Origin of the sequence: Mesorhizobium sp. PAMC28654 (assembly GCF_020616515.1) — a bacterium.
Lineage (GTDB): Bacteria > Pseudomonadota > Alphaproteobacteria > Rhizobiales > Rhizobiaceae > Mesorhizobium.
This window is the reverse complement of sequence record NZ_CP085135.1, coordinates 6,497,432-6,511,639: the sequence shown is the minus strand read 5'-3', so window position 1 is coordinate 6,511,639 and position 14,208 is coordinate 6,497,432. Positions and strand designations below refer to the sequence as shown.

The 14,208-nt window shown below is 62.8% G+C and carries 13 protein-coding genes; 6 read left to right on the top strand and 7 right to left on the bottom strand.

Annotation, left to right across the window (positions count from 1 at the left end; translation table 11 throughout):
• Positions 1-64: 64 nt before the first annotated feature.
• Positions 65-631: a methyltransferase family protein gene (locus tag LGH82_RS32240; protein ID WP_227346564.1), complete on the top strand. Its 567-nt coding sequence runs from the start codon at positions 65-67 to the stop codon at positions 629-631.
• 120 nt (positions 632-751) lie between these two features.
• Here the strand turns inward: LGH82_RS32240 and LGH82_RS32235 are convergent, their stop codons facing one another.
• From LGH82_RS32235 to ettA, 4 genes are all read right to left on the bottom strand, one after another.
• Entirely contained in the window at positions 752-1,873 is a 1,122-nt protein-coding gene (locus tag LGH82_RS32235) for a beta-ketoacyl-ACP synthase III (RefSeq protein ID WP_227346563.1), read from the bottom strand.
• A 118-nt stretch (positions 1,874-1,991) separates the two neighbouring features.
• Complete coding sequence (locus LGH82_RS32230) at positions 1,992-2,330, bottom strand: hypothetical protein (RefSeq protein ID WP_227346562.1); 339 nt, start codon at positions 2,328-2,330, stop codon at positions 1,992-1,994.
• Positions 2,331-2,443: 113 nt separating this feature from the next.
• Positions 2,444-3,214, bottom strand: a complete 771-nt coding sequence (gene tam / locus LGH82_RS32225) for a trans-aconitate 2-methyltransferase (protein ID WP_227346561.1) — start codon at positions 3,212-3,214, stop codon at positions 2,444-2,446.
• A 68-nt stretch (positions 3,215-3,282) separates the two neighbouring features.
• Complete coding sequence (gene ettA / locus LGH82_RS32220; RefSeq protein ID WP_227346560.1) at positions 3,283-4,932, bottom strand: energy-dependent translational throttle protein EttA; 1,650 nt, start codon at positions 4,930-4,932, stop codon at positions 3,283-3,285.
• A gap of 241 nt (positions 4,933-5,173) precedes the next feature.
• On the opposite strand from ettA, the gene LGH82_RS32215 reads away from it, so the two are divergent.
• Entirely contained in the window at positions 5,174-6,466 is a 1,293-nt protein-coding gene (locus tag LGH82_RS32215) for a sensor domain-containing diguanylate cyclase (RefSeq protein WP_227346559.1), read from the top strand.
• A 74-nt stretch (positions 6,467-6,540) separates the two neighbouring features.
• Here LGH82_RS32215 and LGH82_RS32210 read toward each other — a convergent pair whose 3' ends face one another.
• Positions 6,541-7,548, bottom strand: a complete 1,008-nt coding sequence (locus LGH82_RS32210) for a ribonuclease T2 family protein (protein WP_227346558.1) — start codon at positions 7,546-7,548, stop codon at positions 6,541-6,543.
• 211 nt (positions 7,549-7,759) lie between these two features.
• Between LGH82_RS32210 and LGH82_RS32205 the strand changes: the two genes are divergently transcribed.
• From LGH82_RS32205 to LGH82_RS32195, 3 genes are all read left to right on the top strand, one after another.
• Positions 7,760-8,695 carry an alpha/beta fold hydrolase gene (locus LGH82_RS32205; protein WP_227346557.1) on the top strand — a complete coding sequence of 312 codons (936 nt, stop codon included), beginning with the start codon at positions 7,760-7,762 and terminating at the stop codon, positions 8,693-8,695.
• Positions 8,696-8,806: 111 nt separating this feature from the next.
• A complete protein-coding gene (locus LGH82_RS32200; protein WP_227346556.1) occupies positions 8,807-9,982 on the top strand; it encodes a CaiB/BaiF CoA transferase family protein in 1,176 nt (391 codons plus the stop codon).
• A complete protein-coding gene (locus LGH82_RS32195; RefSeq protein ID WP_227346555.1) occupies positions 9,979-11,628 on the top strand; it encodes a thiamine pyrophosphate-binding protein in 1,650 nt (549 codons plus the stop codon). Before LGH82_RS32200 ends, LGH82_RS32195 begins: the two co-directional genes overlap by 4 nt.
• Positions 11,629-11,679: 51 nt before the next feature.
• On the opposite strand, the gene LGH82_RS32190 is transcribed toward LGH82_RS32195, so the two are convergent.
• Together LGH82_RS32190 and LGH82_RS32185 are read right to left on the bottom strand one after the other, a co-directional pair.
• Positions 11,680-12,123: a CHRD domain-containing protein gene (locus LGH82_RS32190; RefSeq protein WP_227346554.1), complete on the bottom strand. Its 444-nt coding sequence runs from the start codon at positions 12,121-12,123 to the stop codon at positions 11,680-11,682.
• A 217-nt stretch (positions 12,124-12,340) separates the two neighbouring features.
• Positions 12,341-13,624: a cystathionine gamma-synthase family protein gene (locus LGH82_RS32185; RefSeq protein WP_227346553.1), complete on the bottom strand. Its 1,284-nt coding sequence runs from the start codon at positions 13,622-13,624 to the stop codon at positions 12,341-12,343.
• A 122-nt stretch (positions 13,625-13,746) separates the two neighbouring features.
• On the opposite strand from LGH82_RS32185, the gene LGH82_RS32180 reads away from it, so the two are divergent.
• The gene (locus LGH82_RS32180; protein ID WP_227346552.1) at positions 13,747-14,205 is read left to right on the top strand and encodes an Lrp/AsnC family transcriptional regulator; all 459 of its coding nucleotides are present in this window, start codon (positions 13,747-13,749) and stop codon (positions 14,203-14,205) included.
• Positions 14,206-14,208: the final 3 nt, after the last annotated feature.

Below are 14,208 nucleotides of genomic sequence, written 5' to 3'. Positions count from 1 at the left end.
CCGCGCCGCATTGCCGCCGCGCCGCGTGGCTCTGGTGACCGGGCACGGGCTACGGAGTCTCATCATGCGTCCGGTTACCGCAATCACGTTGCTCTGGCTGATCTGGGCCGTTTCATGGGGAGCCGCGGCGTTTTGGGCCGACCCGGTCAAACGACGCGCCGGCTTCCAGGCCGAGATGCCCTACCGGGCCGTGCTGCTGCTTGGCGCGATCCTGTTCTTCATCCCCGCGCATGGCTATGCCGGACGCCTGCGGCTGTGGATACCCGACAGGATCGAGGCATGGATCTGCGTGGCGCTGATCGCGGCCGGTCTCGTGTTCAGCTGGTGGGCACGCCTGCATCTCGGGCGGCTCTGGTCAGGCACGGTGACGGCCAAGGCCGAGCATCACGTCGTCGACACCGGTCCCTATGGTCTCGTCCGCCACCCGATCTATACCGGGCTGCTGCTGGCGATCCTTGCCACAATGGCGGCGAAAGGCACCGTCTGGGGTGTCGCCGGCGCGATCCTTCTCACCATCGGCATCGTCATGAAAGCCAGGCTGGAAGAGCGCTTCCTGCGTAGCGAACTCGGCACGGCCTATGATGACTATGCCGGCCGCATTCCAATGCTGGTGCCCTTCGCGCCGGCCTGACACGCCGGAGCTAGAGCAATTCCAGGAAAAGTGTAAAACAGTTTTCCGTCCGGAATTGCGTCAAAACAAAGAGCCAGAGCGGTTTGCCGTTTCCGTGAAACGGTGAACTGCTCTGGCGGATCAAAGCATGCGCAGCAGCGCGCCGCCAATCGAATAGCCCGCGCCGAAAGCGCAGAGCAGGCCGAAATCGCCGGGCTTCATGTCGGCGTGGTTTTCCGACAGCGCGATGATGGCGCCGGCGCCGGCGGTGTTGCCCAAGCGCTCCAACACCATCGGCGCACGGTCATGGTCGACCTCGTGGCCGAACGACAGTTTCAGGATCATGGCGTTCATGCGAGCGTTGGCCTGATGCAGCCAGAAGCGCCGGATCGCTTCCGGCGTCAGCCCATGCTCGGCCAGGAATTCGACGATGAACTTGTGCCCGGCGACGGTGACTTCCTTGAACACCTTGTTGCCGACCTGCTTGATCAGATTGCCTTCGAGGTTGATCATGTAGGGATCATCCTGGGCTGTGCGGGTGTGATAGCCGAGATTGGTGCGGATGTTGTTGGACATCTGCGTCCAGAGGCGGGTGTCCAGCACCTCGAAACGCCCGCGCCGCCTTTCGCCCTGGGCGAGCCCCTCGACTATCATCGACACCGATGCATCGCCAAAGATGAAATGCGTCTGCCGATCACGGAAATTCAGATGACCCGTGATGATCTCGGGCGTCGTCACCAGCACGCGCTTGTGTGCGCCCGAGCGCACAAGGTTTACAGCCATGTGCAATGCCGCCGCCGCCGACGAGCAGCCAAGCCCCATGTCGAAGCCGGCTCCTTTGGTGCCCAATGCCTCCTGCATCTCAATGGCGATCGCCGGATACGGCCGCTGCTGATGCGAGGACGAGCAGATCACCAGATCGATGTCCGACGGCCGCAGGCCGGCATGGTCGAGGGCTTTCCTGGCTGAAGCAACGCCGAACTCGGCCTGAAGCGACAGGACATCATCCGGCCGCGCCGGAATGCGCGGCGTCATGCGCGTCGGGTCGAGAATACCCTCCCGCTCGATCACATGGCGCGTCTGGACGCCCGAGGCATGGACGATGAAGGCGCTGTCCGATTTCTGCAGCAACGTCTCCCCGGTGGTGGAGCGATGCGCATTCTCGGTATCGACCCAGGTGTTGAAGCTGGCGACCAGTTCTTCGTTGGTGATCTTGGATTCGGGGATTTCAACGCCGATGCCGCTGATGATGACGCGATGCATGTCCAGTCCGTCCATCCGCAAGCATTGCGGCTTCATGTGAGCGCCGAAAAGACTCGGAGCTCAGGCTTTTCTCATTGTGGCGGTTTACGCCAGCTTAACCAGAAGCATTCACCCGATTTCACCAGGCACACAACTTGGTATTGGTCTGCGGGTTGTTCCAGCACGCGCCATCGTCACGGCTGCGCACGAACTGGCCGGGCAGCGGCACATTGCGACGGCCGAGATTGACATAGCCATAGGCAAAGCCCGGCCCGTCGATCTCCAACACATAGGTTGGATAGCCCGGCGCCGAAACGCGGAAACTGCCTGCGTCGTCCACGGCCCTGTAATTGCAAGGAAAATAGCCGTCGTCCGTGGTGAAGCAGCGCGCCCGCTTGGCTTCGGCCGACATCGAAAAGGCCAGAAGTGCCGCCGCGCAAACGCTGCCGCCGAAAGCCACCCTTTTCAGTGTCATCATCCACCCCTGCCACACGGCCCGTCGATCGGGATCTTGCGGCCACGAAATGCGCACGACAGCGAAAACGGGTCAAGCGCCTTGGATCCCCGGTTGTGCCGCGTGGCTAACCGATCCTAAGCGGCCCGCTTGGCGACTATGAAGATACGGGGAAAGCGCAGCAGCACCTTGCCATCAGCCGTCTTGGGGTAGGCCTTGGCGATCTTGGCCGTGTAGCTGTCGAGGAACAGCTTGCGCTCGGCGGCGTCCAGCGGATCGAGGAACGGCTTCAGCCCGGTCGCCTTTACCCATTCGACGATCGCCTCGGCGTCGGCCAACGGGTGATTGTAGGCGGTGTGCCAGATATCGAGCCGGCCGGAGAACGGCGACAGAAGGTCATAATAGAAAGACACCGGTGGCAGTGGCCCGCGCGCGGCACCTTTCATCTTTTCGGCGAACGGCATTTCCTTCGCCGTGTCCCGCATCAGCTGATGCGAGGCTTCACCGAGATTGTCGGGCATCTGGATGGCCAGCGCGCCGCCGGGGGCCAGAAAACCCATCAGCCGCTGGAACACCGCTGGATGCTCGGGCAGCCATTGGAACACCGCATTGGCGAAGATCACGTTGACCGGCTCGGCCGGCTGCCATGTGGATGCATCGGCGAGGTCAAAGGTGACGCCAGGCAGGCGAGCCCTTGCCTTCTCGATCATGTCGGGAGATGTGTCGAAGCCGCTCACCCCGGCATCCGGCCAGCGCTCGCCCAGCAACTCCGTCGAGTTGCCGGGACCGCAGCCGATGTCGACGACCCGGCGCGGGAAGTCGACCGGCACTTGCGCCACGAGATCACGCGCCGGTCGCGTGCGCTCGTCCTCGAATTTCAGATATTGGGCGGCGGACCAATCAGCCATTTCAGCTCTCCTCATATCCGTTGAGAAATTCGCCGCCCCAATACACTTACAGCTTGAGAGTGAACCCCTTACCGCGTCAGCCTCTTGTAGGTCATGCGGTGCGGGTTGACGGCATCGGGCCCGAGCCGGCGGATCTTGTCCTGCTCGTAATCCTCGAAGTTGCCCTCGAACCATTCGACGTGGCTGTCGCCCTCGAAGGCGAGGATGTGCGTCGCCAGACGATCGAGGAACATACGATCGTGGGAGATGATGACCGCGCAGCCGCCGAAGTTTTCCAATGCGTCTTCAAGTGCCGCCAGCGTTTCCGTATCGAGATCGTTGGTTGGTTCGTCGAGCAGCAGCACATTGCCGCCGGTCTTCAGCATCTTTGCCAGATGGACGCGGTTGCGCTGGCCGCCGGACAGATTGCCGACCTTCTGCTGCTGGTCGCCGCCACGGAAGTTGAACGAGGCGCAATAGGCGCGGGTGTTGGCTTCGAACTTGCCGAGCTTGACCACTTCGGCGCCGCCCGAGATTTCTTCCCACACGGTCTTTGACGGATCGAGCGCGTCGCGGCTCTGGTCGACATAGCCGAGCTTCACCGTTTCGCCGACGCGGACAGAGCCGGCATCCGGTGTTTCCTGGCCGGTGATCATGCGGAAAAGTGTCGTCTTGCCGGCGCCGTTCGGGCCGATGACGCCGACGATGCCGCCGGGCGGCAGCTTGAATTCCAAGCCATCGATCAGCAGTGTGTCGCCAAAGCCCTTCGTCAGGCCTTCCGCCTCGATCACCACATTGCCGAGCCGCTCGCCATGTGGAATGACGATCTGCGTATCGCTCGGGCGCCGCTTGTCGGCTGCATCCAGCAGGTCCTGGAAGGCCTGGATACGTGCCTTGGACTTGGTCTGGCGAGCCTTCGGGCTGGACTGGATCCACTCGCGCTCGCGGCCGATGGCGCGCTGGCGGGCATCGTCCTCGCGGCCTTCCTGCTTGAGGCGCTTGGCCTTGGCTTCGAGATATTTGGTGTAGTTGCCCTCATAGGGAATGCCACGGCCGCGATCGAGCTCGAGGATCCAGCCGGTGACATTGTCGAGGAAGTAGCGATCGTGGGTGATGATCATCACGGCGCCCGGATAGGCGCGCAGATGCTTTTCCAGCCACGCCGTCGTCTCGGCGTCGAGATGGTTGGTCGGTTCGTCGAGCAGCAGAAGGTCGGGCTGGCGCAGCAGGAGCTGGCAGAGCGCTACGCGGCGGCGTTCGCCGCCCGAAAGCTTGGTGACTTCCGAATCCTTGGGCGGGCAGCCGAGTGCTTCCATCGCCATCTCGACCTGCTGTTCGAGATCCCACAGGTTCAGCCGGTCCATCTCGTCCTGGAGCTTGGCCGACTCGTCGGCCGTCTCGTCGGAATAGTTCATCATCAATTCGTTGTAGCGTTCGATGATGGCGGTCTTGGCGGCGACGCCTTCCATGATGTTTTCGAACACGGTCTTGGTCGCATCGAGCGCCGGCTCCTGCGCCAGGTAGCCAACGGTCGCGCCTTCGGCCAGCCAAGCCTCGCCATTCCACTCCTTGTCGAGCCCGGCCATGATCTTGAGGATCGTCGACTTGCCCGAACCGTTGGGGCCGAGAATGCCGATCTTGGCGTCGGGGTAGAAGGAGAGATGAACGTTCTCGAGCACCTTCTTGGTGCCATAGGCCTTGTTCAGGCCGGCCATGTGATAGATGAACTGGCGTGCCACGCGCGCTTTCCCTGATCCGAATGAATGGAAGTTGCGCGTTATGTAGGCGATGCGGTGCCGAACGGCAATCGCTTTTGGCACGGCACGCCAGTCGCGAACCACGCGCATTCGTCGCACCATCGAAGTTTTCGCTGGCCGCGGGCGCGCGAGAAAGGTCCGGTTAACCCTTCCACGTCAAAACAGTACCGGGGTGGAATCGCTGGCACGCCGCGATTTCGGAACAGGGATCGGATCGACGGCATTGCTGAACAGTTTCCTGCTCCTTGCCGAAGCGGTTCTCTACTTCGGGGTCATGGTCACCCTTTTCCGGTTCAGGAGCCGCATCGGCCTCGGCGTGTTCGTCTGCGCGCTCGGCGTCATGCATTTTCTGGAAACCTATCTCGCCAGCGTTTTCTATGTCGCCTTGCCGTTCGGCCTGGTTTCGCCGGGGTCCGCCGTGCTGTTTTCCGGCAAGCTGGTGATGCTCCTGCTGCTTTACATCAAGGAAGACGCCGCCACTGTCCGCCAGCCGATCTATGGCCTGCTGCTCGGCAATGGGCTGATGATCGGGCTCGTGCTGCTGCTTCGCATGCACGCCATCGCCACGCTTCCCGATGGCAGGCTGCCCGACATCGGCTTCATCGACGAGATGGGCTGGCTGATGGTGTGGGGAACGACGCTGCTGTTCATCGACGCCATCCTCATCATCCTGCTCTACGAAAAGCTCGGCAGATATCTGCGCAAGTCGCCTTTCGCGCGCATCCTGATCTCGGTCGCCTGCGTGCTGACCTTCGACCAGGCGGGATTTTTCGCGGCACTTCATATCTTCGCCGACGCGCCGTTCGCGGTCTTCTTCGGCGGCTGGTTTGCCAAGATGATCGCCGCGTTGATCTTCAGCGGCATGCTTGTCGCCTATCTGCGCTGGTTCGAGGCCCGCCAGATCGTGGTGCCGCGCGGGCTTTCCGACATCTTCGACACGCTGACCTATCGCGAACGTTATGAGGCCCTGGTCAAGCATGTCGGCCGCGATGGCCTGACCGGCCTGTTGCATCGCGGCAGTTTTGAAACCGATGGCGAGGCCGCGGTCGCCGCCAGCCTGCGCACAACCAAGCCGCTCAGCCTGCTGATCATCGATGTCGATCACTTCAAGTCGATCAACGACCGCTTCGGCCACGCCGAGGGCGACAAGGTGCTGAAATCCATCGCCGCCGTTCTGGCCGAAGCCATTGGCGAGGGCGATCAGGCATTCAGGATCGGCGGCGAGGAATTCGCCATCCTGTGCTGGCGCCCGCATTCGGTCGCCAGGCTGTTTGGCGAAAGCATCCGCCATGCCGTAAAGGCATCCGCGACCGCCAGCAAATTCGACCTTACCGTCAGCGCCGGCGTCTCGACCGTAAGCGACAGCACCCGCCGACTGGCCGATCTCTTCGCGCTGGCCGACCAGCGGCTCTACAAGGCCAAGCTCACCGGACGCGACCGCGTCATCGGCGAACCCGCCGGCAGCGAAAACCATGGCGCGGCGTGGACCACACCGGAACACCGCACGGGCCTGTAGAGACCGTTCCTTCCGCTTGCTCGAGCGCGATCTTGTCCGACGGCCGGCGAGCGACCGACCTCCCCGCTGCCCGCTTATTGGAACCCGATGGGATCAACCGTACCCGTGGGGCAGCCGGCCTTGTTGGTCGGCACCGACGCCATCAAAAGATCCTTGAGCGAACTGTCCGGACCGATCTGGCCAGCCAGGCCGAGCGTCAACTCACCGATCAGCCGCCTGCCGTTCGAAGGATCGATGACGCAGGAAACCCGGACCCGGTCACCCGCGCCGGCGCCAAAGGCACTGTCGAAGGCGCCTCGGATCTGGTCCGCCGTCAGCTTCTGGCCGATGTTCTTGGCGAACAGGTCACGCACCGGCGACGTGTTCACCGTGCGCATCAGGTTGAGCGCATCGGAAAAATACTCCTGCTGGCTCTTGCCGTAGCAGGTACCGTGCTTGATCCACTCATGCCGCTCCAGATTGGAAGCAGTGCCCGGCATCACCTGATCGAGTTCGGTTCGCGTCTTGGCGTCCAGGTTGACCGGCGGCAAATCCTTCCAGTGACCCGGATTGTCATTGGCCTTGTCGCTTGCCGTCGCCTGGCAATAGAAATTTCCGTTCGGCTGCGGCCACAGCCCGTGCAAGGTGAAATGCGTCGCGTCGAAATCCCCGGCATTCTGGGTCCGGCACTCGGTCTTGCTCGGCTTGGTTTCGCAGAACGCCGGCTGCCAGCTCAGCGCGAAGATGTATTCCGGCTTGCCCGAAGCCTCCTGCTTGCCCTGGCCAACGCGCGCCGCCGGCACGGTCGAAGCGCTGCCGCCGGAAACATGGCCGCAGCTCACCTTCACCCAACGGCGCTCCGGATCGGCACCCGGCACGAGGATCAGGAAATGCGTCGGCGTGTCCTTGTTGCCCGCCAGGAGCTCGTAGCTCTTCCCGGCATCGGTCGACAGATTGCCGGGATTCTTGCCGCTCTTGATCGCCTGCGTCGCCGGACAGGAAGCATCGGCCACGAAGGACCCGCTCATCTTCACATCGGCCTGCGCGGCACCAGCCAGCGACGCGGCCAGAATTCCCAACCCCAAGACAAGACCCGTCCGCATTTCACCACCCTGGCTCAACAATTGCCGCAACACACTGCCGCTGTCTCCGTGTCAGAATTGCGATACGGCGTGCGCCGAAGCAAGAACATCCACGTAGAAAAGCCGAAGCGCCCGATTGACGCAAACCGCTGCCGGCGCAAACAAAGGTCTTCGGCGCGGCGCGTCTTCTTGGGACACGCGGAGAGCCGTGCATGTTGGAGATGAAGCGGCGATGTCATTCAGCCAACAGCGCGTGCTCCGCTCGCCAACCGGCGCCGATCTCAACCTTTATGTGAAACAGGCCGACGACCCTGCCCGCGCGGTCGTCCAGATCAATCACGGGCTGGCCGAACACGCAGCCCGCTATGCCCGTTTCGCCGATTTCCTGGCTGGGCGAGGCTACCACGTCTACGCCCATGACCATCGTGGTCACGGCGCCACCAAGGCGCCCGACGCACCGTTGGGCAGGTTCGGCGATAGCAACGGCGGCGCCAAGGTCATCGCCGATGTCGGCGCCGTGCATGACCTCATCGCCGGCGAGCATCCGGGCCTTCCGGTCATCCTTTTCGGCCATTCGATGGGTGGCCTTGTCGCGCTGAATTTCATGCTCGACCATTCGGCTAGACTTCACGCCGCCGCCATATGGAACGCCAATTTTTCCGCCGGGCTTCTCGGCCGCGCGGCGCAGGCCGTGCTTGCCTGGGAAACATTCCGGCTGGGCTCCGACGTGCCGTCCCGCATGCTGCCGAAGCTCACCTTCCAGGCCTGGGGCAAGGCCGTGCCCGACCATCGCACCCTGTTCGACTGGCTGTCGCGCGACGCTGCCGAGGTCGATAAGTACATCGCCGATCCGCTGTGCGGCTGGGATGCCTCGGTGTCGATGTGGCGCGATGTTTTCGGCTTCATCTTCCGGGGCGCCGACAACGCCAATTTTGGCGGTGTCGGCAAGACGCTGCCCATTCTCCTGGTCGGTGGAGAAAAAGACCCCGCGACCGATGGCGGCAAGGCGATCAGCAACCTCGCCGGGCGTATGCGCGCAATGGGCTTTTCGACTCTCGTTTCAAAGGTTCACGCGCAGACCCGACACGAAAGCCTGAACGAGGTGAATAGGGACGCCATCATGGAAGACTTCGCTGTCTGGGCCGACAGCGTCCTGAAACTTCCTTGACCATCAGATAGAGCCTTCGTCCAACGACCAATGTCTTGGCCTACCGCAAGGACCGTGACAGCCACGGCCGGTCTTGATAGAGCCTCTGTTTTCGACCAACCACGGTGACCCATGACTGAGCCCCCGCTGAAAGGCGTCCGCGTCGTCGAACTCGCCCGTATTCTTGCCGGGCCATGGGCCGGTCAGCTGCTTGCCGATCTCGGCGCCGACGTCATCAAGGTCGAAAGCCCCGATGGCGGCGACGACACCCGCAAATGGGGCCCGCCCTTCGTCATGAGCCATGACGGCGAGAATCTGTCGGCCGCCTATTACCACTCCTGCAATCGCGGCAAGCGTTCCATCGCCATCGATTTCTCGACGCCTGAAGGCGCGGAAACCGTTCGCCGGCTGGTCCAAACCGCCGATGTGCTGATCGAGAACTTCAAGCTGGGCGGCCTGAAGAAGTACGGGCTGGATTATGACAGCCTGCGCAAGATCAATCCGAAGCTGGTCTATTGCTCGATCACCGGCTTCGGCCAGGACGGCCCCTACGCACCACGCGCCGGCTATGATTTCATCATCCAGGGCATGGCCGGCATGATGTCGATCACCGGTGAGGTCGGGCGCGAGCCGCAGAAGGCCGGCGTCGCCATATCCGACATATTCACCGGCCTCTATTCGGTCATCGCCATCCAGGCCGCATTGCGCCACGCCGAGAAGACCGGCGAAGGACAGCAGATCGACATGGCGCTTTTCGACACCCAGATCTCGGCGCTCGGCAACCAGAACCTCAACTATCTCGTCTCCGGCAAGTCGCCGGTGCAGATGGGCAATGCGCATATGAACATCGCCCCCTACGAGGTCTTGCCGGTCAGGGATGGCCATATCATCCTGGCTGTCGGCAATGACGGCCAGTTCGCCAAGTTCTGTGCTGTCGTCGGACTGGATGACCTTTCGTCGAACCCCGACTTCGCCACCAATCCCGCGCGCGTTGCCAACCGCGTGAAGCTGCGTGAGCTGATGACCGAGGCGCTGAAGACTTTTGACCGTGATCCGCTGCTGGCAAAGCTGGAAGCGGCAAGCGTGCCGGCGAGCCCCATCAACAACATCGGCCAGATGTTCGCCGATCCGCAGACCATCGCGCGCGGCATGCGGCTCGATCTCGATGACGGCCATGGCAACATGCTGCCCTCGGTGCGCGCGCCGATGGTCATGTCGGGCACGCCGCTGGTCTATGAGCGGCCCTCGCCACGTCTTGGCGAACACACCGAAGAAATCCTTGCTGAGCTGGAGAGGTCAGGGAAATGAAGACCGGCGGACAACTGATCGTCGACGCGCTCGAAGCCAACGGCACCGACCGCATCTTTTGCGTGCCAGGCGAATCCTATCTCGCGGTGCTCGACGCGCTGCACGATTCGACCATCCGCACCATCGTCTGCCGCCAGGAAGGCGGCGCCGCGATGATGGCCGACTGCCAGGGGCGGCTGACCGGCAAACCCGGCATCTGCTTTGTCACACGCGGCCCCGGCGCCACCAATTCGTCGGCCGGCATCCACATCGCCATGCAGGATTCGATTCCGCTCATCCTGTTCATCGGCCAGGTCGCCAGCCACGCCAAGGAGCGCGAGGCGTTCCAGGAGGTCGACTACAAGAGGTTCTTCGGTGACATCGCCAAATGGGTGGTCGAGATCGACGACGCTTCGCGTATCCCCGAATTCGTCACCCGCGCCTTCGCTGTGGCGACTTCAGGCCGTCCTGGCCCGGTTGTCATCTCCCTGCCCGAAGACATGCTGACCAGCCTGGTCGAAGCCCCAGCCGCGGTGCCCTACACCCCGGTCGAAACCCGACCGGGCGAAGCCGAACTCGATGCGCTGGAGAGCTTGCTGGCCAAGGCGAAGCGGCCTTTCGTCATTCTCGGCGGCACGCGCTGGGATGCCGATGCGGTAGCAGACATCCGAGCCATCGCCGAGGCGTGGTCGCTGCCGGTAGGCTGTTCCTTCCGCCGCCAGATGCTGTTCGACCACCTGCACCCCAACTATGCCGGCGATGTCGGCATCGGCATCAATCCGAAGCTGGCAGCCGCCATCAAGCAAGCCGACCTCGTGCTGCTGATCGGCGGCCGCATGGGCGAAATGCCCTCCTCCGACTACACGCTGCTGAAGAGTCCTTACCCCGACCAGACGCTGGTTCATATCCACGCCGACGCCGGCGAACTCGGCCGCGTCTACCGCCCGACGCTCGCCATCAACGCCTCGCCTTCCGCCTTCGTCAAAGCCTTCGCCAAGCGCAAGCCGGCAAACGCACCGGCTTGGGCCGCCGAGACGCCGCAACTTCACGCCGCCTATCTCGACTGGTCCACGCCGCCGGAAACCGGGCCCGGTTCCGTCCAGATGGGCCCGATCATGAACTATCTGGAGAAGACGCTGCCGGAAGACACCATTTTCGCCAATGGCGCCGGCAACTACGCCACCTGGGTGCATCGCTTCCATCGCTTCCGCCGCTTTGGCACGCAGGCGGCGCCGACCTCCGGCTCGATGGGCTACGGCACGCCGGCCGCGGTCGCCGCCAAGGCGCTCTATCCCGATCGCACCGTGATTGCCTTTGCCGGCGATGGCTGCTTCCTGATGAACGGACAGGAATTCGCCACCGCCGTGCAATATGGGCTGCCGATCATCGTCATCGTCGTCAACAATGGCATCTACGGCACCATCCGCATGCACCAGGAGCGTGAATATCCCGGCCGCGTCGTTGGCACGGACCTGAACAATCCGGACTTCGCGGCTCTGGCCCGCGCCTATGGCGGTCACGGCGAGACGGTCGAGAAGACCGCCGACTTCGCGCCCGCCTTCGAACGTGCCCGCGCCAGCGGCAAGCCTGCGATCGTCGAGATCAGGCTCGACCCGGAAGCGATCACGCCAACCCGTACAATGACCCAGATCCGCGACAAGGCCTGACAAAAGAAAAGGGGCGATCGCTCGCCCCTTTTTCAGCCGGTGCGAACCTGCCTACATCGCTTTGTCGATCTGTCCACGGATTTCGCCATCCTTGTTGGCCGCAGTGTGGATGTTGACGTAATATTTGCCGGCCATCAGGTCGGTGACCTGCGCGTCAGTCAATGTCGCCGAACCCTTGACCGGGCTCTTCAGCTTGCCTGTGAATGGAATGACGACGCCTGCGTTCTCACCGATCGCCGCGGGCCCATGAATATGCCCGGCGATCGCCGGTCCGCTCAGACCGGAATATTTCACCGTCCAGCTGAGCTTCTTGCTCGTCGTATCGAAGGTGAGAGCGGCCGTACCCTTGCCCTTCGTGGTGATGGGCGGGTTCTGCTGAGCACCGTCCAGTGTGGCCTTCATCTTCACGGTTTCGGCGAAAGCCGGCGACGCGAGCAGGAACGATGCCGAAATGGCCAGGGCCGAAAACATCGGCGAGAAGGATTGCATGCGCATTTTATGACCTCCGTTGTGGGTACAGCATTCCTCGCGGCCCCCCAGCGCGTGGATGCATCAGCACAACGGCCGGATGGCCTAAAGTATCCCTTCGGGGCACGCTTTTTTGATGACTGATGAAAAAGGGGCGGTCACCCGCCCCTTTTCCAGTCCCCTCGACACCGGCTGAGTACGCCAGACCCTTCGGGCGATGCCCACTGATCCGCGAAGGCAACGATCAGACGGCCGCCAGCGCCTGCGTCAGGTCGGCGATCAGATCGTCTGGATGCTCGACACCGATCGACAGCCTGACCGTGGTCTCCAGCACGCCGATGCGCTGGCGCACGTCGAAGGGAATGCCCGAATGGGTCATGGCCGCCGGATGGCTTGCAAGCGATTCCGTGCCGCCAAGGCTTACGGCCAACTTGAAGATCTGCAGCGCGTTCAGAAAAGCGAAGGCCGCCTTCTGGCCGCCCCTGATGTCGAAGGAGAATGTCGAACCGGCGCCGCTGCACTGGCGTAGATAGACCCGGCCCGCTTGCGTATCCTCGCCCAGGAACGGCAGGTAGTGCACCTTCTCGACCTTGGCATGATCACGCAGGAATTCGGCGACCATGCGCGCATTGTCGTTGGCCCGCTCCATGCGGATCGACAGCGTCTCCAGCGAGCGGCCGAGCATCCAGCAGGAATGCGGGTCGAGCTGCGTGCCGATCGCGCCGCGCAGCGCCTTGATCGGCTTGGTGACCGCCTTGCTACCCATGGCAGCCCCCGCGATCAGATCGGAATGGCCGCCGACATATTTGGTCAGCGAATAGACGGAAATGTCGGCGCCGTGTTCGATAGGCCGCTGGAAGACCGGGCCAAGCAGCGTGTTGTCGCAGGCGATGATCGGCGTCATGCCTCGCCTGGCGCCGATCTCGTCGGCGATCTTCCGCATCAGCGCGATATCGACCAGGCTGTTGGTCGGGTTCGACGGCGTCTCGATCAGGATGACCGACACACGGCCCTTCGCAGTCGCCGCGTCGGCCGCCGCGCGCACCGCCGTCTCGTCGACGCCATCGGCGAAGCCGACAGCGCCAATGCCAAAGCCGGCAAGCGTGCGCGTCAAAAGCGTCTCGGTGCCGCCATAGAGCGGCTGCGAATGCAGGATGACATCGCCGGGGCGGGCATAGGCGAGCAGCGTCGTCGCGATCGCCGACATGCCAGACGAGAACAGGATGCAGGCGTCCGTCCCCTCATAGATGGCCAGCCGGTCCTCGACGATCTCGCTGTTGGGATGGTTGAAGCGCGAATAGACCAGACCGGACGCCGTGCCGCTTGGCGGCTCCTTGCGGCCGGATGTGTAGTCGAAGAAGTCACGCCCCTCCTCCGCCGACTTGAACACGAAGGTGGAGGTGAGGAAGACCGGCGGCTTGACCGCGCCTTCCGACAGTTGCGGATCGAAGCCATAGCTCAGCATCAGCGTCTCCGGATGGAGCTTGTGGTTGCCGATATGGGTTTTCGAAGGACGCGGCGCGGTCATGATGTTCCCTGCTTTTTTCGAGACGTGTGTCAGCAATTTATGCGATCCCCAGCCTTCAGTCCTTGCTATTTTTGGACCCTCATGGCTGCATTATCGCAATGAATTGCCTGGAGAGGCCAAAAGTGCAGCAGAAGATAGCCGATGATTTCGACCGCAAGATCCTGCATGAACTGCGGGCCGACGCGCGCATCACCAACAACGAGCTTGCCGAGCGGATTGGCCTGTCGCCATCGCCCTGCCTGAGGCGCGTGCAGCGGCTGGAGGAAACCGGGATCATCAGGGGCTACACCACGCTGGTCGATCCCGCCGTCTTCGGCTGGACAATGGTCGCCATCGCCACCATCCGGCTCAGCCGCCAGAACGAGGACGAGATCGTCATGTTCGAGGACGCGATCCGGGGCTGGGAAGAGGTCCTGGAATGCCACCTCGTCACGGGCTCGCGCGACTATGTGCTGAAGGTGGTGACCGGCGGCCTCGACCAGTACGAGCGCTTCATCAAGGAAAAGATCGCCCGGTTGAAATGCGTCGCCTCGATCGAGACCAGCTTCGTCATGAACACCATAAAGGAACGGCGCCTCTGACCC